Below are 20694 nucleotides of genomic sequence, written 5' to 3'. Positions count from 1 at the left end.
CAAATTAGTTCTCCGGGGTCATAATTGGTTACCCCGCTTCAACAACTGTATATCCTTATTGTTGTTTTTTGGTTTTATGTTACTCAACACCTTTTTCTCGACCTCAGGTGTCCAGTAGATTTTGAGCTTATTTTTCGCACGGGTAATTGCCGTGTAGAAGATATTATGTGTTATAAGTTCGTCAACCTCATCTGTTATGACGATTTTTACAGAGTTATACTCCAATCCTTGCGCCTTGTGGATGGATACGGCATATGCAACTTGGAATGGAACTACTGATTTTGAAGAGCCGTCATCATCTTCATCAGTACTTTTAAGTTTGTTGACACAAAAACGTATTACGGAGTTACCGCTTTCTAAATTGTCCAATAACTCAAACTCCTGACCGAAGGCATCTACGCCGTTGATTACCATATCCAATTCGATATCAAACTGTATGCGTTCGGTTAGCTTTTCACTATCAAGAATTTCTACCCCTACTATCCGCCCCTTCATATTGTTGTAAATCAGGGGCGCAAAGCGGTCGGATTCATTAAATAAAATTGGATCGTTGACCTTATATTGCTGAACTCCCCACAACACTGGAACGCTCGGATTGCTCTCTTGTAAAAAACGATTAATGTTATTGATTCCGTACAACCCATCATAATTAAGACAAAGAATTATTTCGTCTGCTTCAGAAGAGGCAAAAATTGAAACGTCCAACGTGTTGGAATAGTCTTGCCGTGTAATGAGTTCCAGAATGGTATCGTCCATCTTACGTACTCTATCCCATAGAGTAAGCAATCCCTCGTTGTTGCTCCGATACGGACGTGTTAACTCATACACCGAGGTTTCGGGAACAAACGCACGGGCCACACTAAACCAGTTACCAAATCGGATAGATGCTATTTGATATGAATCCCCTACCAAAACCAACAACTTATATGTTGCTTTAGTAAGAATACCTTTCATATCACGATTGTTCACCGTACTGCACTCGTCTATTATAAGCAAGTCATAGTCAGTAATGATGTTCTGTCTTTTTACAAACTTTGTAACCGTTGAAAATGTGCAGTTGGAAGCTTTCACCCGTCTTTTCAAATTATCTACAGCAGGGTTGGTCTGTGCTAAAAACAGCTTTTTCTTATCGGCAAAGAAATGTGCTATGTGGTTTATGAGCGTAGATTTCCCCGTTCCGGCCGATCCGTACATCAGAGCCACTTTTGAGTTTTCAAACATTTGAGTTAAAGCCTTTTTTTTCTCTTCGCAGTCAACACCATGATTAGGTTCGCTCAACCATGCCTCTACCGAATTTGAATAGTTCTCGACTCCGCTTTTTGCTAGATCCTCAAGTTCGCTAATAATGAACCGTGTATCGTTTTTATAACCATTAATGAAGATTTGACCAGATTCAATCACTAATTTACTGTTTTCAAGGTGACCGTGCCATAAAGTAGAGTTGTAGATTCTTACGAGTGCTGGTATATCATCAAATCCAACAATATCCTTAACAGGCGTAAAAAGTTGTCCTTTGATTTCGGTGTTGTTCCTAACCAAGCGTGCAAGTATTTCATGCTTCCGTTCGTCGGCTTTGATACAAGCGAACAAATCGACCAGTCTGGGGTTATGTCCTAACGGCGAGGAATTAAAGGGCATACTGTCGAACGGGATACAACCGTTTTTCATATAAAGCCCGGACAAATTATTGTTTGCAAGGGTTTGATGCTGGTTCTTAATAATTTTGTTATTCATATGGTAAAGTAAATAACGTAGCAGATTTTTGCCTGCGCCATTTGTATTCATTATCGCACGACAATGCTCTAAATCATTGAAGAACACAACCGCCTTGGATCGTTGTGTCGCTTGCTGCTTAATTTTTTGAAATTCCGCATCGGGAAAATCAACCAGTTCTGTTAGATTAAATCCCGTTGATGTTAAAAATAGGGAGATTCCCTGTTGTTCGGCATATCCTGTCTTAACGGTTGTTCCTCTAATCAGACTTGTGAAATTTTGAAACTCACAATCTCGAATTGCAACTTCCCAACCTACGATAACAGTGATAGGCATAGTCTTGCCGAGGATTTCAATGCTGTCTTGGGCAAAGGTAAACTTGACCGCATAGTTGTCGGATATTTCCAAACTTGTAAAGGCGATAACCCGGTTAAACTTGCTTGCATAATCATTAGCAGGTGTAAATGTTACCTCATAGTAAACCCGTTGACCGACAAAGAATGGCTTTACCTTTTGAATATAGTATTTCTCAGATTTTCCAGCGTTCTGCATATTATAGCCTTTTATCTTAGCAGCAATCTTCTCATAGTACTCCTGTAAGTTTGAATCCATGTTCAGCGGAAAATTGTCAAGGTTCCCAAGAACATCAAAGGAAAATCTGTCATTCATAAGGTTTTTGATTTTCAAAAGGTATTCGTAATATTTTAGCATTAACCGCTCGGAGTTTTCCTCGTCAAGTGTATAGTGTGATGCTACGATTTGCAAATAGTCATGAAATCGCCTCAGCACTTTTAAATTACCCTGTGTTCTTACAAAGTCAATTGCTGTGCGGATATTATCATAGTTGTTATCTATGTCTTGGCCATTGGCGTAGAACTTCAGCATTATATGCTCAACAAAGTTACGCAATTGAGACAGAATGTCCTGCGAAACTACACCTCTTGGCGAAGTACTAAGGTTATCTATGTGTCGGCAAATAACCTTGTTTATATTAAGAATCTGTGCGTCTATTCGTAAAAGTGTTCCACTAGTAGACATTTTACACCTCCAATAAAGTTACTACCATTTCCTCTTTGCAATATAAAGAATTCAGAGATTATTTTTCAGGTTAACCCACACTCTTTTATTACACTTTGTTATTTGATTTTTCTATAAACACACTTCGATAAAATTTGTTAAAATCCTCCATAATAAATGTGAATGTTCAAATCACGAGAAAATGTTTATCACAATGTTAGACAAGAAACGAAAAAAGAAGCCTCCCAATAGTTATTTGGGAGGCTTCTTTTTTTATTTTGTTAACAATTTGTCAAAAAGCTTCTAATTAGTTTTTAATAACTAATGAGGAGCTATTATTATTTTACATTAGCGTGTTTAGTACAATCTAGCAATTAACTAATCCCATAACTAGTTATTTTGCTTTAGCTCTATGTTATCTATAAGTATCTTAGTCTATCCTCCCAAAGGGTTCGATTCGTAATTGACCATTTCAACATCATGGACTCTAACTTCTTTACATTCAAACAAACCTTTATTAAATATAGCTATGTTATAACCATTTTTTCGCATTGTACTTGAATACTTTATACCACTATGCCCTTTACTCTTTATAAAATCTACTATATATTGTGTTGGTAAATAGTCAAGTGGGCTATCATTCCTTCTAAGGGGTTTTGCTATATTATGGCTTATTTTACTTAAATGTTTTTTATTAATAATATACTGTTTAAAATCTAAATTATTCGAAAGGAAAGGACTCACCTTGTCAATTATTGTAAAGTCAATCAACTCTATATCTTCTAACAATTCAAAAGTACCAATAGAAACATAATCATATAGTCCAGCTTTTATTTCATGTAGTGTAGTTTTTTCATCGTTTGCTAAGTACAAACAACTCACCCCTACTGGATTTGCCCTTCCGTCAGAAGCTTTCTCATCAGGTGGAGGCCCCATTTCATCTTTCGAAAAGCCTTTTCTTGTTGAAAGTCTTCCTCTATAAAAAATTTTACCCTTTTTATAGAAACATTTTGCACTCTCGCAAAACTCATTTAAAATCTCTGTATTAATTATATTGGTATGGAATCTTATATTTGTTTTTATTTCAGCCACAAAGTCTTCCCACTCATAGTTCTTCAAAAGAGAGTTAGCTTCTAGGTAATCCGTATTATCTAAATCCAGAATACCAATAGACGAATCAAAATATTCAGGCGTTTCTTCGTATTTCTCATGACAGATATTCTTAATAACAATATAAATTTTTTCCTTATTAATATTAAATATATTCCATTTTTCGAATAACTCATCTTTAAGCATTACTAATTTTTCTCTTGGAAATATATCTGGCAAACTATCAACCGGAGTATATACTTCTATCAATTCATTAAAACTATCCACTAATTCAGTATTTACATTAGTATTGTAAATATTGACGTCTGTACTAAAACAAATCTCGCAATCACCTGTATTTTGGATACCTTTAATAATTGCTTTTATTTCTATATCTCTAAAACAATTCTCACAACATATCATGATTATCGTTCCTCATCCAAGAAATTACTCACTAACTCAATATGATGCATAATCGCTAATTTTTTTATTGGACCTAATCCCGGATAAGTACCTTTTTCATAATGCTTCCTAAACTCAGACATTGCATAAGTATTTATCTTCATATCTGATTGCCATTGCATAAGTTTGTCCAAAGCTTCAGAAAATTTACCAGCCGGGTCTCTATAGTCCTCATTAGAATCAGATACGAAGTGTTTAACTCTAAAACAATTGTTATTGTCCTTATATACTATATGAATTGCCACCGCATATGGAGCAAAACCAGACTCGGAATATTCAGAGCCAACAATAGAATAGTCAGAAAAACCAATATACCCTTCATCTTTATAAAATAGATGATCCTCTGAAAAATAACTATCTTCCTTGTCAAGATAATCTGAATTTCTAACCAACTTATCAAATTTATCTGCCAATAGCACCTTATTTTCCCTAACTCTTCTACGAATAGATGTGGCATCTGGAATCAAATTAAAACGAGGCTTCGCATTGTCAAATATTTTTAAGTAGTTATCAATATTATCACCATCATTATTAATCAGCAATAACTCTTCTCTTGTATGCCCATCTTTAAATAAGGAATCTAATTCATGATAGCTGTTTTCATTAATGATATGAGAAACTATTATAAATGGATTCTTAAATGCATTTTGAAAATTTTCTTTTAGCTTCTCATTACTTAAAATTCTATATTCATCGGAAAAGTTTCCAACACGGGGATTATGAATAACTGCAAGTTCCAATTCATTCTCAATAAAACTGTTAATAGTTTTTAAAAGAGTAGTAGTTGGTTTAATCGGCTCGACAACAGGCTTAACTAGATTACTGATTAATCCTAATTCCGCTAGTTCCCTTATTGCAATTAGTTCATATTGTCTTCCACGTAAATATGGAAAATACATATTATCCCCTCCATGTTTCACTTAGAAAATCCTCTAATTTATGATAATCATCTTTTTTAAATTTCGAAAAATAAACCAATGATTTAAGTTCGTAGGGAACATTAAGAAATTCTTCTTTCTCTCCAATATTCCTTTTCTTTAGCTCAGCCAATAAATAAGGGTATAGTATTTCAATATTAATTTGATTAAACCATCTTAAACATTCTTTATAGTAATTAACTTGTGTAGTTTTTGGTAATTCACCAAAGTGGAGGTTCAGGATATTTTCGAACTCTTTCTTTCTAAGTGTTCTGAACATTGAGGAGTGTTCTAGATGTGAATTATCTTCAATTGGTTGTTTTCTTGGACTAATTGTATTCCTATTTGTTAAGACACTTATTCCAACATTAGAATTATACAGCTTGTCATTAAGCTTGTTATAGTTTGATTCTGATGTTACGACACAGACACGATTAAACATTTTATAATAATCATTAATTTGAGAGTCTAGTCGATCAAATGTGTCTAATTCAGTTTTTATTTCATATACAGTAGCTTTACCATTAATAAGGACAAAATCTGCCTTAGATTTATTTACAGGTATTTCTGATAGTGCTACTGTGGTGTTCAAACTGTGGCTTCCCAATAAAATTTTGTTTAGAAGTGTATTTTTATAATAGTACTCATTCCTATATTGCTTTCTTAAATAATGATATAACTTTGTTATTATTTTGTGATTATTTGATGTTAAGTCTATATCACTTAAATAACGTTTAATACAAGTATTGAAAATAGCAAAATCTTGATGATTAATTAAACTCAAAAAAACACTTGGAGTAAATAATCTATTTAGTATGATATTATTACTCATCATAATCTCACCTTAATTAATATATTCATTCTAATTTAATTATAGATGATGTTAGCTTAAATAAAAACCCCCATACAACACAGCTACCTAAATTCCGTATAAAGAGTACTACCAGTACTGCAAGAATCACACATAGCAATAAAACATTTCATTAATATAACTTTTTTATCTTTGTAAAAGTGTACAGCATTTAGTTATGATACTTAAGAAAAAACGTAAGGGACCAAGTACAAACAAACTCGCTAAACTGAATTGAGAATTAACATCTAGTTAAAGGTACACCCAAAGATTGCGGAAGATGACACAAATAAATCATGGAGCGGGAAGTAGGTCACGTCGTACTAGATTACTTCAAATTACGCAAGAGATAAAAAAGAAACCTCCCACAAGTTACGAACCTTTGAGAAGCTTCTTTTTTTACATTATGTTAGCATTTTGTTAGCAAATCACTTCAAAACCCTTATAGATCAAGGGGTTGAGCAGCTATCACATCATGCCGCCCCTAAGGTGAGAGTGTGTAATATCGTTAACTTGGTGTGTGTAGAGTGCGGTATATCAGGGTTCTGTTAAAATCTTACTGTAACATCTTTAACTTGATTTTACTGTTTTTCACTGGAGTGCGTTAGCAAAATGTTAGCAACGCTTTTTTTGGTCAAAGGACTTTAATAGATGATAAGATTCTTTATGTAACAATTAATTTTTGTCCTTATTTTGTCCTTATTTCCTAATTGGTACTTTGTTCATTAAGGTGTTAATTCCAATAATGTCCCCTTTTGTCTACATTTTATTAAGGAAAATAAATATATTTGGTTCCAACTCCCTTACCAACAATCTTAACACCATCTGACTCCAATTCTTTTTACCAAACGTTGTACTTGCTTTTGGTTCATCTTGTATGTTTTAAATGATCATAAAAGAAAATGGAATAACCAATTTTCTACCTTTTCAACGACTGATGTTACAGTATATGTTCCATTAATGTGTCCAATCCCTACAGGAATAGTATGTTGTTTTCCATCTTGGCTAAGTGAGCCTTTTAAACCAGAAACTGCAGTTGAACCAGTATATTCCACTACAGTGATATTTTGTCCATTATTTGAAGTATATAATACAGTAGACATAGTTACAGCCTGTTAAAAATAACAACTAGTTATTTACCGTTAATCGCACTTTCCAAATGTTATTTAATACTCAATCAAAACCACCAATGTGAACTTGTGGTTTGCTCTGCGGCAAAAGCCTCTCTTACCGACATCGGCCTAAAAGGGTTTCCCACCTGTACCACATTCACTCACTAATTCTAAAGAATTTCATTATTTCTTCTTATTTTTCTCACCGGTAAATGGGTTATATTCTTCGAATAATGTTAACTGATCACCCATGTATTCTTCTTACAGCTGATTCTTAATATATTCTTGTATTTGTTTCTTATTTCTCCCCACAGTATCAACATAGAATCCACGACACCAGAATTTTCGGTTTCCATATCGATACTTCAAATTGGCGTGACGATCGAATATCATAAGACTACTTTTTCCTTGTAAGTAACCCATGAATTGAGAGACACTCAACTTGGGTGGGATACTGACTAACTTATGGATGTGATCAGGACAAGACTTTGCTTCATGGATAATTACTTCTTTCCGTTCACATAAATCTCTTATGATTTGTCCAATTCTCTTTTTATATTTTCCGTAAATGACCTGTCTTCTGTACTTTCGGGCAAATATTATGTGATACTTACAATTCCATGTTGTGTGGGCTAAACTATTCATGTCCTTCCCAGAGCATACCTCTTTCTATGGTGAGATGAAGTGGTCGGGAAAACAACTTTATCCTACATGAAGTGAGGTTTTTTTAATACCACGCTATAAGCTCTTTAGAACCCCCGCCATAGCCAGGGGTTTTCAAAACCATTAAAAAACGCCAAACCCCTTACATCAAAGGTTTGGTATTTTCTCATTTTTTAGTAATATCGTTAACTTATTCAGTGCGAATTAGTTATATTAGAAAAAAGTACTCTATAAAATAGAATACCTCTATCCCCCCATTATTAGGAAGAGAATCAGGAGCCAAATGTTCAATTTATAACGATGAGCTCCTTATATTTTATAAATAGATTAGTGTGTCAATTCCGAAAGTCAGGAATGCATTCAAATTAGTTCTGCTTCTTACTTCATACAATATCCTTATATATTTCTAAATCCTTTTTTCTTATTGATTTAGAATATCTATTTGATTTCTTTTCTTTAATAATTCTCCAAGTTTACGAGCATTCTCTATTGCCTGATTGTCATTTAAAATATCATTAGGCTTAATGCCCTCTCCCAACACAAACCCTTTATAATTTAATCCGATAAATTGGCAAATATACGAAAACTGTTGTACTAGTGGCAGACCTTTTACTCTGGGGTTATCCCCTCCAACTGCAATAATATAAGCTTGTTTATCACTCATTAGGTCTTTAAAATTGGGATAACTTTTATCTCTAACAGTTTGAGACCATCGATCTATGAAACGTTTCATTACACTGGTCATACCATACCAATAAATTGGTGTAGCAAAAATTAAAACTTTACACTCTAGTAATTGATCAATAATTTGATCATAATCATCTTCTACTGGAGAAAAACCGTGAACTTCATGCCTCTGATCTATAATATCTTTAATATGGTAGTGTTTAAGGTTGATTTTAGTTACGTTCGGTAAGTACTTTATAACTTCTTCAGTTAATCTCTCTGTATTTCCTTGATCTCTTGTACTTCCATAAATTATACCTACTCTCATTTATACCACCTCTTTTTTATAATATGAATTGCTTATACGTTTGGAAATATAAAAATGTAGAACTAATCCAACTAACATTATTGCTCCCATACACATAAAACCTACACCTGGAGAAAAAATATCAATAATTAATCCAAGACCTCCTGCAAATATAGCTTGAAGAAATAAAGAAATTCCCATCCATACAGACATTGCTCTGCCCATTAAAGACTTGGGGACAATTTCCATAAGCATCGTGTTCATGATAATTCTTATCGAGGAATTTGAAAAACCAATTAAAAAACTACCGAGATAAATCATGATTACTAAAGAATTCAAGGATAAACCAACTAAAGTTAAAACAGATAAAGTGAAGATAATTGATAAAGCTCTATTTTTCGTGATTTTCCTTGCAAAAGGGGCTGCTATGAGACCAGATATTAATCCTCCGATTCCGTACGCCATATCTGAGAGACCAAAGACGATAGAATCTGCATTTAAGGTTCCACTCACATACTCCGGTAAAACTACGTTAAAGGTCATAGTTACCACTAAAGGAATTATAGATACAAACCCCAATAAAAAGATAAATTGGTGTGAACGTAAGTAATGTATTCCTTTCTTAAAGGATTTTATAAAACTATCCTCTTTATCCTCTAACAAGATAGATTGATATTTAACAAAAATTATAAATAGACTACTAACAACAAACATTAAACAATTAATTAATAAAATGGTTTCAAATCCAGCAAACTTATAAATAAATCCAGAAGCTGCACCGGCCATAAACATACCGACTTGTAAACTAATCTCAATCAAAGAGTTACCTTTAGATAAGTCACTTTCAGGAAGTAATTCTTGAATAAGACTTCGAGAGGCAGACATATATATACTCCAGCCAATCCCGTTAATAATGGCAAATAAATAAATGTAACCTATAGTAAACCCATCAAATATAAAAGCAGCTGTTAAAATCCCTATAGCTACTGCCCGCAATATAAAAGTTAATTGAATAACTACTTTTCGATTAAACCTATCGATTAGGGTTCCTGTTATAGGAGAAACAAGAAATCCAGCAAGTACATTAAGAGCTAACATAATTCCCACTGCACTTGACGCACCTGTCTTATCTAGCAAATACCAATTAGCTCCGATCGTACTCATCCCAACACCAAATCCTGAAATGATGTCTGCAAGAAAAAAGAACATGAAGTTTTTCCTTTTTAAGATTGACAAATTAACACCTCTTTATAGATATACTTTAATTAAATACTAACGTAGGGATTCTTAGACGTAAAACGGATATTTTGAATAAGGACCATCGAATAAATCGTTGGGAAATTTAAAAAATAGTTTAAATACCAACCCTCACAAATTCAAATGACTTGTGAGGGTTTCTAAACGGCTATTAGGGGATTAAACGTAAACTAATTGGATAGTATTAATCAGATTCATAGCCTTACGTTTGGCCTCGACGGCATTCTCTCCTGTGGTTATCACATACCCTAATCGATCATCTGAACTTTCTGGAATTTTCACTAAATCTCCTGGTTGAACATTAATTTCAAATTTTATTACTGAAGGGTCCTGCTTTATGTTCTCGATTCCACGGATTTTTGAGACTTCACCATTGTTTCGAGAGGTTAAATAAGCAATAGATGTTGCTTTTTTAGCTGGATAATGTTCATTTATTGGTAATTTCAAATAAAAATTAACAGTCTCTTCAAAAATATCGAATCCATACGTATTAAAGAGCAATTGCGAAGCAATTTGATCTCCGCCAGGACGCCCATTTACTTCAATAATTTTAGGGCCTGAAAGGGTCAATTTAATTTCTACATGGCTCGGACCATTATCAATCCCTATCGCCCTCATAGCCTGCACACTAACTTCAACCATTTCTTCAACTTTATCCAATTGAGTAGAGGTTGGTACTGTATGGGAAATCTCTACAAAGAATGGGAGATCGGAGGTTTCCTTTTCTGTAACTGATGAAAAAATAACTTTTTGATCCTTTAGGAAAAGCTCTACGCTAAATTCTGGCCCCACCAAGTACTCTTCAATTAAATAATCTGTACTTACATCAAATCCCATATATGTTTTTTTGAACTCCCTTAACTTCTGGAACGCTTGAAGCAATTCTTCTTTATTATTAATAAAGAATACACCCTGGCTACTTGCACAGTTGGTGGGTTTTAAGACTACCGGATAACCGATGCTAGAGGCAGCTTCACATGCTTGCACAGCATCTGATACTTTAACATATAACGCACTCGGTACTTTGTTCTTCTGATAAGCATGACGTGCTAAATCTTTGTTCCGTGCATTGTTAGCGGCAAATGAAGGAATGGTCGGTAGTGACAGCCATTCAGCTACCTCAGCTGTGTAGTGAGAAGCATAATCGGTTGCAGGAATTAAAGCATCTAATTTACCATCATATTTTGAATTCTTAATCGCATTATATATGGATTTTGGATCCCTAATATCAGCGATTAAAAAATCGTGATAGTAATTCTCATATCCATATTTTTTAGGGTTATCTAGTGAAGATCCTATCGCTATCACTTGACATCCTTTCTTGTAGGTTCTCTCTACAAAATCCACCCCGTAAAAGCTTGGCTCAACAAAAGCAACTATCTTTTGAATATCCATTTTGTGTCTCCTCATCTTCTATATTTTTGGCTTTACGACATCACTTAATATGTTTGTTATTTTTCTATCTAAGTTTTCCGAATCAAATTTCAAATGTGCAAGAGTTTCTTTATGGTTTCCTCCATATACAGGCCACTCTTCACCGCAATCAAAAGAATAGACTCGTTTGTCAGGCAAAAGTATAGATAACAAAGATGCTGTTCCACCAGCTAACCTATGTTCTTCGACGACAAGAAATTCATTTCCAAGTTCTTTTATTTGAACAACTGCATCCAACAAACTTGATTGATCCACATAACATAGATGAACATGGGAGATTTCTGGATAGTTCTCTTGTATTTTCTTACACAATTCTGTTCCTTGTTCACCTATTGAAATTAAACAAACATCCCCATTACCCTTTTGATTGATTAAAGCAGAAAAAGCAGATTTTTCTTCTCTTTCAAGGCTTGCAAATGCCTCATTTCTTGATAAACGAACATAGTAAGGATGGAGAGATGACGCAGCCTCGCTAATAACTCTTCTTGTATCCTCCTCTCCATAAGGACAAGCAATCTTAATGTTAGGAAAGGATCTAATAATTGCAATGTCTTCTAAAGAATGATGAGTGGTACCGAACCATCCTCCTGATACTCCTCCGTAGGGAGCTATTACTTTAATATTTTTCCCCATATATCCCATTGCTAATTTAATACTTTCAGCTGCACGTAGTGATGCAAATGGTGCAAATGTAGAAAAGAAAGGAACATAGCCAGCCTCGGCTAATCCAGCAGCCATATCAATACTTGTCATTTCAGCAATTCCCATATTAAAAAAACGATCTGGAAACTCTGATTGGAATGTATGATTAGCCCCACCCAAATCTGCTTCTAAACACAAAATATTATGATTATATTCTGCTAGTTTCGTCAATTGGTCACGATAAGCATCCCTTCCAGATAAAGTCATAAAATACTCCTTTTCCATTTGTTTTTTAAACGTTGAGGGATCTTTGCATAGTGGGAATTGGGATTTCCTTCAATATCCGGTACACCTTTTCCTTTAACTGTATGAGCCAAGATTGCTAAGGGCTTTGAAGATCTACCAATTATGTTTAATGATCTAATTATTTCTTCAAAATCATGTCCATTAATCTCTAACGTCTCGAATCCAAACGACTCGAACCGTTCTCTAAGATTTTCTAAAGAGGAGATAGTATGGACATATCCATCATTTTGAGCCCCATTTATATCTACTACACACACAAAGTTATGAATTTGTTTCGCCTGCACCACTTGGAATGTCTCCCAACAAAGCCCTTCTTGAAGTTCACCGTCTCCACACACCGCTACTCCAATTCCATTCGATCCTTTTAATTTCTGAGCAAGAGCCCATCCAGCTGCATAAGGAATGCCGTGCCCTAAACTTCCAGTCGAATAGGGAATTCCTATGATTTTATGGTTAGGATGTCCCGTTAATAAAGAGTCACTTTTTCCATAACTTTCTGCAGGGTTGTCTTTTAAGATACCTTTAACATATAGAACAGAATACAAGGCTGCAGCAGCATGTCCTTTGCTTAATATAATTTGGCTTTGATCATCTGAATGAAATTTAACAAATAATGCAATCAACATATCAATTACAGAAAGGCTTCCTCCTATATGACAGCCAGTATCTGTAGCTGCAATCTCTACAATAGTCTCCCTTGCTTTTTTGGATAATTCCTCAAGACTTCTGACTTCTAAACGATCAATAGTGAGTAACTTTTGATTGATGATCAACGGTCTCCACCTCCGATAAATGAGAAAACCATTGGTCAATAGCACCTTTTAATATAGTCCTAGAACGATCCAGGTCCTCATATATTTGAAATTCTTCATTTGTGTGGTCAAGATGGGAATCGCCAGGTCCATAAGCTACCATGGGTGTATTAACCCATTTAGTTGCCAAGGTATTCATGTCGCTCGTTCCTGTTTTTTTCAGATACTTAATTTTCACTTTTTCCGAAGCCATACTCTTAGCAAATGATTTGACTAATGGGCAATTCCTTTTATTCATATATCCTGGTGTAGCTCTCAAGACATTAATAGTTACTTCTTCAGAAATCTTTAAATTGAGTTTTTTTAGGTAATCAACATTTATTCCTGGAGAGATTCTAAAGTTTAAGATCGCTTCTAAGACATCTATATTTTCTCTTTTATGTTGATTAATCCTGGTTGTGGTTACTACATGATTTGAATCGACTGCCTTTACCCTTTCTTCTAAATCTTTTTTTATAGAGTAATAAAGGTCTGCCACACTTACATTATCCCTAGACGCACTATGTTTTTGGCTTTTTTGAATTGTAACGCCTAATTTAAGTAATCCATGGTAACCTAAAGTAAGATTATGTTCTCCGCTTGGTTCACCAATAATCACAGCATCAGCTGGATGATGATCTCTTACGTAATAAGCTCCTGCAGATGAAGATACTTCTTCTTCTACAGCTCCAATGACTTTTAATTTACCGTTTTTCGGAACTTCCACATCTCTTAACATCTGAATGAAATTTGCAAAACATCCTTTCGCATCTACGGCACCTCTTCCAGTAATCATCTTTTCATCATTTGTTACTTTCCATAAATAAGGAACGGTATCTACATGACCTAGTAACAAAAGAGTTTGTTCTCCAGCCCCCTTTTCAAATACAATGTTGCCTGCTGGATCTATTGAATTTTTAACCCCAGGAAATTGGATGTTGTGTAATAGATAATTTGTAAGTTCTTCTTCATTTCTAGATACAGAAGGTATACGAACAATTTTATTGATAATATCATAGTTATTGTTATATCCATCCATATTCCAAAACCATGTCGACTTTTGAGGTTCCATTGAAGGACCCATTATGCAGACATCACTTATTCCATCTTTAATGGCTAGTTGAGCTGCCCGTACTTTTTGTTTCATTCTCCCTTTTACAAATTCTAAAGAATCATTAGAGTAAATATTTTTGATGGTTGATGATGGTTTATCAATATCTTTTAATAGGCCGTTAGTTCCCGTAACAAACCTTAGATGATGAGCTTTCATATGAACAGATAAATGTGCTGCTAGCATATCAGCATCAATATTTAGATAATTACTCGGATTCTCTGAATCCTTAATAGGAGGTGTGAAACAGACAACGTGAAAATCGTTTAGTAATGAGTGGATCAATTGGGTTTCACAATCAAAGTAAGAACCATACAAAGAATCTCGCACAATTCTCTTCTTACCGTTTACTCTAGCTCTAAGGGGAGGACCTTGTTTCCCAGTTACAACACCTTGGTCTCCCGCACATTGTACATACGTTTTTAATCCAAGGTGTTGTAAATTGTTTTTTATGGAAGGAATCATGACTTGGTCATAAGCATTATAGATATGATTCATTTCTTCTCGATTGCAATACCTGGCCTGAACACCATTACTCAGTTCCAAATATGACTCTTTCCTTTGGATTTGCTCATAATATTCCACTATACCTGTAGCTCCACCAATGATTAAAAGAACTTGGTTCCCTTTATCCGAAATTTTCCGAATCTGTTCAAAAACGGTATGATTCGAAGAAAGAGCTGTACTACTCCCCACCTTAATAACGTACAATTGAGTAATTATGGCCACATCCCTTCATTATGAAAATTTAAGGACTGGAACTCTGGGTATCCGAAATATTGATTAAATGCTTGGATAGCTTGCCCAGCAGCCCCTTTAATCAGATTGTCTAATGTACAAATTGAAACACAATTTCTACCATCTACATAAGCAGCGACTTCCACTCTGTTAGTCCCTGCTACAGATTTAATCATCGGATTAAATCGTCCCCCTCTAGTATCTTTTATATAATCAATAAATGGCATCCCTTTATAATCACGAAAGTATGACTTTTTGACATCAATTTCTGAAATATCTTCTTTTAATTGAGTGTAAGAAGTTACCATAATTCCACGAGGTAAGTCTAAACTATATGTAGAAAACTGCAGGTCCAAGGCAATTCCAAACATACTTTCAAAGACATGACATATTTCAGGTTTATGACGATGACCATGAACCTTATGTGGCCGCAAATTGTGAGCTCTCTCAGCTGGATGTTCCGTAGATTTCTTCCCGCCCCCACTCGATCCTGTCTTGGCATCAATTACAATTTTGTTTTCAATCAAATTGTTCTTCACCAAGGGATAAAGAGAATAAATACTAGCTACAGCCATACATCCTGGTAAATTAATGATTTTAGACTCTTTATCTAATTCGTGAAATTCAGGGATATAATACTGTGATTCTAAGTAAGTATTTGTATTAAGTGTTTGTGGATAGTATTTTTCTAATTGATACTGATCTTGAAGTCTAAAATCTCCACTTACATTAAAAATAACTTTAGATTTAGACTTAATTCTATCAATATATATAGGTAAAACTCCTGTAGGGAGACATGAGAATATAACGTCATACCCATCTTCAAGTTGACTAATCGGTTTAAACTTCAACTGCTTATTTTTATTTTTGAACATCCGGTAGTACTTCTCGACAGGCTGATCAACTAATGATTCGGAGGAAACAAATTCAATAGAAACATTCACTTGTTTCTTTAATATTCTGTAAATTTCCATCCCAACAAAGCCTCCGCCACCTAAAATTGCTGTTTTAATTGTTGAGCTCATCCTAATCTAGCATCCTTTTCGTATGGTAATTCTAATTCTCCAATTTCTTCTACCACCTTACGAATCATATCTGGATTTTGATCTATTTTCTTGAATGCTAGTGCGTAAGATTGAATTCTCTCATATTCGATTGGAGATCTTAGTTCTCTACAGATTGTTAACGTATTTCGAAACATATCTAAAGTTTGAGGATAATCAGACACCTTATACTTCCTATTTACTTCACTTAGACTAAAAGGATACTGATTACCAAATCCTTTTTGATTTTTGAATGGTAGATGCCCAGGAATTGGACGATTTTGCCATTCCCTTGCAAAAATTCCTTCTTCCATAATAATCCGTTGGATAGCTTCCTTAACCTTATAATCTTCTAAATCTTCTAACCCCTTGGCTGCTGGATTTAATTTTATCCGGTACATATTATAGCTGTGTCGATAACCTTCCGGGACGTAGGGAGGGATAAACAAATCTGTTTCTTCTAGTGCGTCACTTAAAAATTGCGCATTACGTGCCCTCACTTTATCGTAATAAGGAAGTCTCTCCAATTGACTAATTCCAAAAGCTGCAGCTATCCATGACATTCTGTAGTCAATCCCAGAAGCATCTAGGAATTCTAAAGCACGGTTATAGTCCTCTTCTTTTTTAAAAAACGCGATCCCACCTTCTCCACCTACAGGAAAATTTTTATCTGCCATTAGACTCTGTCCAGCAGCGTCCCCAATAGATCCACATACTTTGTTATCAATTGAAGCTGAATGTGCATGAGACGCATCTTCGACAAGTTTTATGCCATGTTTATAACAAATCTCTTGTAATTGTGGAAGGTCAGCAGGAAGCCCATGGACATGGACAGGCATAATTGCTTTTGTCTTAGAAGTAATCAATTCCTCTACTTGTGTAACATCCATACAGTATGTCTTCGGATCAATATCCGTAAAAACAGGAATTGCTTTTGCAGCCACTACAGCCTGAGCTGTAGCTATAAATGTGAAATTAGGGATAATAACTTCATCGCCGGGTTGAACACCTGCTCCTACTAAAGCTAGGTGTAAACTCGATGTGCCACTTGCTGTAGGAATCGCATAATTAGCACCAACATACCCCCTATATTTGTTAGCAAATTCATCTATAACTTTGTTCGGCTCATGTTGAATAGAAATCAACATCTGCATAATATCTTCTTTTGTAATGTATGGGAAATTTGTCTTTCTGTTGTCTTCAGGAAGAATGGCTTTTCCACCAAAATAAGCTAGGTTTTCATAAATCATTTCCTCTGAAGGAAAATCTAGTGGTTTTTTAAAAAAATCAGTTCTCAACAGCTACACCTCTTTTTATCAAAGATACCTTGGCACAAGCAGCAACCAAAGGGCTAACTCTGTAATTAAACTGAATACCAGGCTGGATGTCTGGATGACTTTCTTCTTGAGTCCACATTGTACGGAGATCAAAAGCTCCAAATATCTTAAGCCTTTCAGATTTCTCCCATACTGACTTTTCATCCGTAGCAACTACAGCACATGGTCCAAATCCTAAATCAGTCAGATCCACAACCACTGTTGAATGATTCAGAAGGACTTTTTCAAAATCACTAATGTTATCCCAACTTACCGATATCCTATCAAATGCATCAGTTTCATTATTATTTAGATTAAAAACACCTAACCAATTTAGAAACTTTTGTTCATTTTCTGATGTATTTGATAATGTAACAAAATCTCCATGTACTATATCCTTACCATTAAGAGCTCCGTGAAGAGCTCCTGTATAGCTATTAAAAACAGAAACATAAGATAATTTTGTGATTTGGGCTACCAATTTCTCAAGTCCATTTATTTCTTTCTCATTCTTTTCAATACTCATAATAATCCCCGAATTTAAGACCCTAGATAAAACAAAAGATATTTGAAATTGCTTCTTTTTATCCATATACTTTCTCCTCTCGTTCTAGATGAATGACATCATATACGTAATCTGCTAAAAAAAATGGAATGTCAACTTTGTGTATTTTCGAAGATTGTGCAAATTCAGGATTTTGATTAATTTCACAAACTACGTATTTCTCTTGGGCAAAGTCATATAATAAATCTAAACCATAAACACCTTCTCCTATGGTTTTCACAATCTGGTGAACCAATTCATTTATTTCATTATCAATTGGTATTGGAAATACGGAAGCACCTAAATGCGTATTTGTCTTCCACGATTCTTCGGATACTCGTTTAAAAGCCACGACAGGCAATTCTCCAATAATAACGACACGAACATCAAAATCCCCTTTATTTATGAACTCCTGGGCAAGAACAGGGAATTCTTTATTCTTCACATCCAAAGACTCTCTTGCAGCTATCCAAGCCTCTAAGCATCTTTCGTTTTCAATTAAACTGATCCCTCGTCCCCATGAAGAAGTTGCCGGCTTAATTAAAAATTCGTTTCCTAATTTAAATGGTCTTTTCATTAAATCGGCAGGTGTAAATGCAATTATATAATCGGGTTGAGGGATATCATTTTATTGAAACATTACGGCTTGAAGAATTTTATCAGTACATATGTTAATGGCCTTTGAATTATTCATTGTTCGTAACCCAGCACTTTCTAGAATCCGAGCTCTTTTTTTCCCTTCTAATTGGGACAAACAACGAATAATCGCTAAATTAAATCTCCCTTGGAATATTTCTTCTAGAGGAAGACTCATGGAATCTAAGATGACTTTTACTTCTATATTCTTTTGATTTAGCTGGCTAATGATCATCTTTTCTTCATCTCGTAACTTAGTAACACATATTAAAACTCTCATAGGCTAGGTTTATTCTCCCCACGATTCTTCGATCTCCGGTGCTAAACCAATTGTCAAAGATCCATTTTCTTCTACAACTTCATGTTCTTCTCCGCAGTCCGAGCATTCAATGATTTCACCAACAAAAGACTCATTCCCAAATTTGATATCAGATTGACAAACTAAGCAACTAAGGTTATTCAATTAAATTCCTCCTATGTTTTCGAATTTGAAATTATTGTTACTTCCTATCTGAACAAGTTAATTATATGATAATATGGTTATATATCCCAGTCGGAAAAACTGATGGGGTGAATCGGAATTATCGATAGGAGTGGAGTTTAGTGGATATGAAGCAATTATTAACATTTCAGATGGCGAGTAAGACATTAAATTTTACCAAGACTGCTGAGATTTTAAACTATGCTCAGTCTAGTGTGACTTCTCAAATTAAAAGCTTAGAGGGTGAACTAGGGGTCAACCTTTTTGAAAGGCTTGGAAATAAATTAGTATTAACACCATTTGGAGAGAAATTTCAAGTCTACTCCAACACCATTATCTCTCAATATCAATCAGCTATTGACGAGATTAATTACGATAACAATATGACAAGTACTATTGTAGTTGGTGCAACCGAAAGCCAATGTGCATATAAGCTACCAAAAGTTTTAAAAGAGTTGAAGATTTTATTTCCAAATGTAAAAGTGGTTATCAAACCTATTCACAAACATTGGGAAATCCAGTCAGAACTTCAGAGTGGTAAGATGGATTTTGCTTTTAGTTTTAGAATAGATATAAGTGAGGATCTTAATCTTACGGTTTCTAGGTTGTCAAAAGGAAAATTAGTATTAGTGTCTTCTCCAAATAATAAAGCGACACTGAACAAAAAATTAACATTACAAGATTTAATCGAAGAAACTCTTATTCTTACGGAAAAAGGTTGTTCATATAGAAACCTTTTAGAAGATATGCTATTAGATTATCAAATTAAATTCAATTCTACTTATGAAATTACTAACATCGAAACGTTAAAGAACTGTGTGAAATCAGATTTAGGTATTGCTTTATTACCCAGTGAAGTAGTAGAAGCAGAAGTAGATAAAGGTCAATTAAAAATTATTGATTGGTCTCATGAGGAAAAACAGGAGATCTATCATTTCATCTCATGGCATAAAGACAAAAAACTCACACCACTGCTTAATACATTTATTTCAATTAGTAAAAATGTGTTCTAATAACAGAGTCACACAAAGCTAACTATTATTATTAGCATTGTTATTTAGAATCTACTTAATAATGACATTTGTTATAGTTTCTTTAAATATCTCTATCATAAATTCCAAAGGCTGTTTTAAAACAAATTGTAGGATTTGTGAAAACCACAAAATCTAATGAATTGAGAAAAGTACAGTTTAGTATTTGTTTTCTAATGAACCAAACTCTTCAATAAAAGACTTATCCAGCAAGCAATTGCATCTAAGTTGTTCCGCAAAAAAGAAACCTTGAAAGGCATTAAAGCCAATCAAGGTTTTTGTAATTTGAATTTATCAGTTTTCATATGTTTTCTACTGCTTCTAATCCATAATTATAAAAATCCTCTTAATGTAACCCTTAACACCAAAATCTTCTCGAATTGCTTCTAAATCGGCAACACTTTCTTTCATACTATAATTGAGATGGAGCGACAGTTCGGTTATCCTATCGGTTCGAGACCGTATGAAAAGGCTGATTATTGCGGACAGAATGAGCCAGGAGTGCGGAGTTTTGATCCACTGTTTGCGGACATCTGAGCCAGTAAGTGCGGGGAAAGAGCCAATGTTA

At 34.5% G+C, this 20694-nt stretch carries 18 protein-coding genes and 1 pseudogene; 1 reads left to right on the top strand and 18 read right to left on the bottom strand.

Features of this window, described 5'->3' with window-relative positions:
• Positions 1-18 precede the first annotated feature (18 nt).
• The 18 genes and pseudogenes from BW724_RS01590 to BW724_RS01510 all read right to left on the bottom strand — a co-directional run bounded on the left by BW724_RS01590 (position 19) and on the right by BW724_RS01510 (position 19077).
• The gene (locus BW724_RS01590) at positions 19-2751 is read right to left on the bottom strand and encodes an ATP-dependent DNA helicase (RefSeq protein WP_088073356.1); all 2733 of its coding nucleotides are present in this window, start codon (positions 2749-2751) and stop codon (positions 19-21) included.
• Between the two features lie 414 nt (positions 2752-3165).
• The gene (locus BW724_RS01585; protein ID WP_088073355.1) at positions 3166-4242 is read right to left on the bottom strand and encodes an RES family NAD+ phosphorylase; all 1077 of its coding nucleotides are present in this window, start codon (positions 4240-4242) and stop codon (positions 3166-3168) included.
• 2 nt (positions 4243-4244) lie between these two features.
• Entirely contained in the window at positions 4245-5201 is a 957-nt protein-coding gene (locus tag BW724_RS01580) for a sce7725 family protein (protein ID WP_235848867.1), read from the bottom strand.
• On the bottom strand, positions 5182-6030 hold the full coding sequence (locus BW724_RS01575; protein WP_088073353.1) for a sce7726 family protein: 849 nt from the start codon (positions 6028-6030) through the stop codon (positions 5182-5184). Before BW724_RS01575 ends, BW724_RS01580 begins: the two co-directional genes overlap by 20 nt.
• 908 nt (positions 6031-6938) lie before the next feature.
• Complete coding sequence (locus tag BW724_RS01570; protein ID WP_088073352.1) at positions 6939-7151, bottom strand: hypothetical protein; 213 nt, start codon at positions 7149-7151, stop codon at positions 6939-6941.
• Positions 7152-7343: 192 nt separating this feature from the next.
• A pseudogene (gene tnpA / locus BW724_RS01565) lies at positions 7344-7805 on the bottom strand (IS200/IS605 family transposase).
• A 439-nt stretch (positions 7806-8244) separates the two neighbouring features.
• On the bottom strand, positions 8245-8817 hold the full coding sequence (locus BW724_RS01560; RefSeq protein WP_088073351.1) for a flavodoxin family protein: 573 nt from the start codon (positions 8815-8817) through the stop codon (positions 8245-8247).
• Complete coding sequence (locus BW724_RS01555) at positions 8818-10005, bottom strand: MFS transporter (protein ID WP_088077589.1); 1188 nt, start codon at positions 10003-10005, stop codon at positions 8818-8820.
• Between the two features lie 207 nt (positions 10006-10212).
• Positions 10213-11448 carry an ATP-grasp domain-containing protein gene (locus tag BW724_RS01550; protein WP_088073350.1) on the bottom strand — a complete coding sequence of 412 codons (1236 nt, stop codon included), beginning with the start codon at positions 11446-11448 and terminating at the stop codon, positions 10213-10215.
• 18 nt (positions 11449-11466) lie between these two features.
• The gene (locus BW724_RS01545; RefSeq protein WP_088073349.1) at positions 11467-12396 is read right to left on the bottom strand and encodes a transketolase family protein; all 930 of its coding nucleotides are present in this window, start codon (positions 12394-12396) and stop codon (positions 11467-11469) included.
• Positions 12393-13208 carry a 1-deoxy-D-xylulose-5-phosphate synthase N-terminal domain-containing protein gene (locus tag BW724_RS01540; protein ID WP_205160351.1) on the bottom strand — a complete coding sequence of 272 codons (816 nt, stop codon included), beginning with the start codon at positions 13206-13208 and terminating at the stop codon, positions 12393-12395. Before BW724_RS01540 ends, BW724_RS01545 begins: the two co-directional genes overlap by 4 nt.
• Positions 13177-15066, bottom strand: a complete 1890-nt coding sequence (locus BW724_RS01535; protein WP_235848864.1) for a M20/M25/M40 family metallo-hydrolase — start codon at positions 15064-15066, stop codon at positions 13177-13179. The genes BW724_RS01540 and BW724_RS01535 overlap by 32 nt, the downstream gene beginning before the upstream one ends.
• Positions 15057-16100 (bottom strand): N-acetyl-gamma-glutamyl-phosphate reductase, encoded by a 1044-nt coding sequence (argC, locus tag BW724_RS01530; protein ID WP_088073348.1) that lies wholly within the window; start codon positions 16098-16100, stop codon positions 15057-15059. Before argC ends, BW724_RS01535 begins: the two co-directional genes overlap by 10 nt.
• On the bottom strand, positions 16097-17416 hold the full coding sequence (locus tag BW724_RS01525) for a DegT/DnrJ/EryC1/StrS aminotransferase family protein (RefSeq protein WP_088073347.1): 1320 nt from the start codon (positions 17414-17416) through the stop codon (positions 16097-16099). The genes argC and BW724_RS01525 overlap by 4 nt, the downstream gene beginning before the upstream one ends.
• A complete protein-coding gene (locus tag BW724_RS01520; protein WP_088073346.1) occupies positions 17406-18026 on the bottom strand; it encodes a degT/DnrJ/EryC1/StrS aminotransferase in 621 nt (206 codons plus the stop codon). The genes BW724_RS01525 and BW724_RS01520 overlap by 11 nt, the downstream gene beginning before the upstream one ends.
• A complete protein-coding gene (locus BW724_RS24030) occupies positions 18019-18600 on the bottom strand; it encodes an ATP-grasp domain-containing protein (RefSeq protein ID WP_328588738.1) in 582 nt (193 codons plus the stop codon). The genes BW724_RS01520 and BW724_RS24030 overlap by 8 nt, the downstream gene beginning before the upstream one ends.
• A gap of 6 nt (positions 18601-18606) precedes the next feature.
• On the bottom strand, positions 18607-18894 hold the full coding sequence (locus BW724_RS24025) for an ATP-grasp domain-containing protein (protein WP_235848862.1): 288 nt from the start codon (positions 18892-18894) through the stop codon (positions 18607-18609).
• A 9-nt stretch (positions 18895-18903) separates the two neighbouring features.
• Positions 18904-19077, bottom strand: a complete 174-nt coding sequence (locus BW724_RS01510) for a lysine biosynthesis protein LysW (RefSeq protein ID WP_088073345.1) — start codon at positions 19075-19077, stop codon at positions 18904-18906.
• Between the two features lie 146 nt (positions 19078-19223).
• Between BW724_RS01510 and BW724_RS01505 the strand changes: the two genes are divergently transcribed.
• Positions 19224-20108: a LysR family transcriptional regulator gene (locus tag BW724_RS01505; RefSeq protein WP_235849056.1), complete on the top strand. Its 885-nt coding sequence runs from the start codon at positions 19224-19226 to the stop codon at positions 20106-20108.
• Positions 20109-20694 lie beyond the last annotated feature (586 nt).

Origin of the sequence: Litchfieldia alkalitelluris (genome assembly GCF_002153425.1) — a bacterium.
In the GTDB taxonomy this organism is placed as follows: domain Bacteria; phylum Bacillota; class Bacilli; order Bacillales; family Salisediminibacteriaceae; genus Evansella; species Evansella alkalicola.
This window is presented reverse-complemented; position numbering and strand designations above follow the sequence as displayed.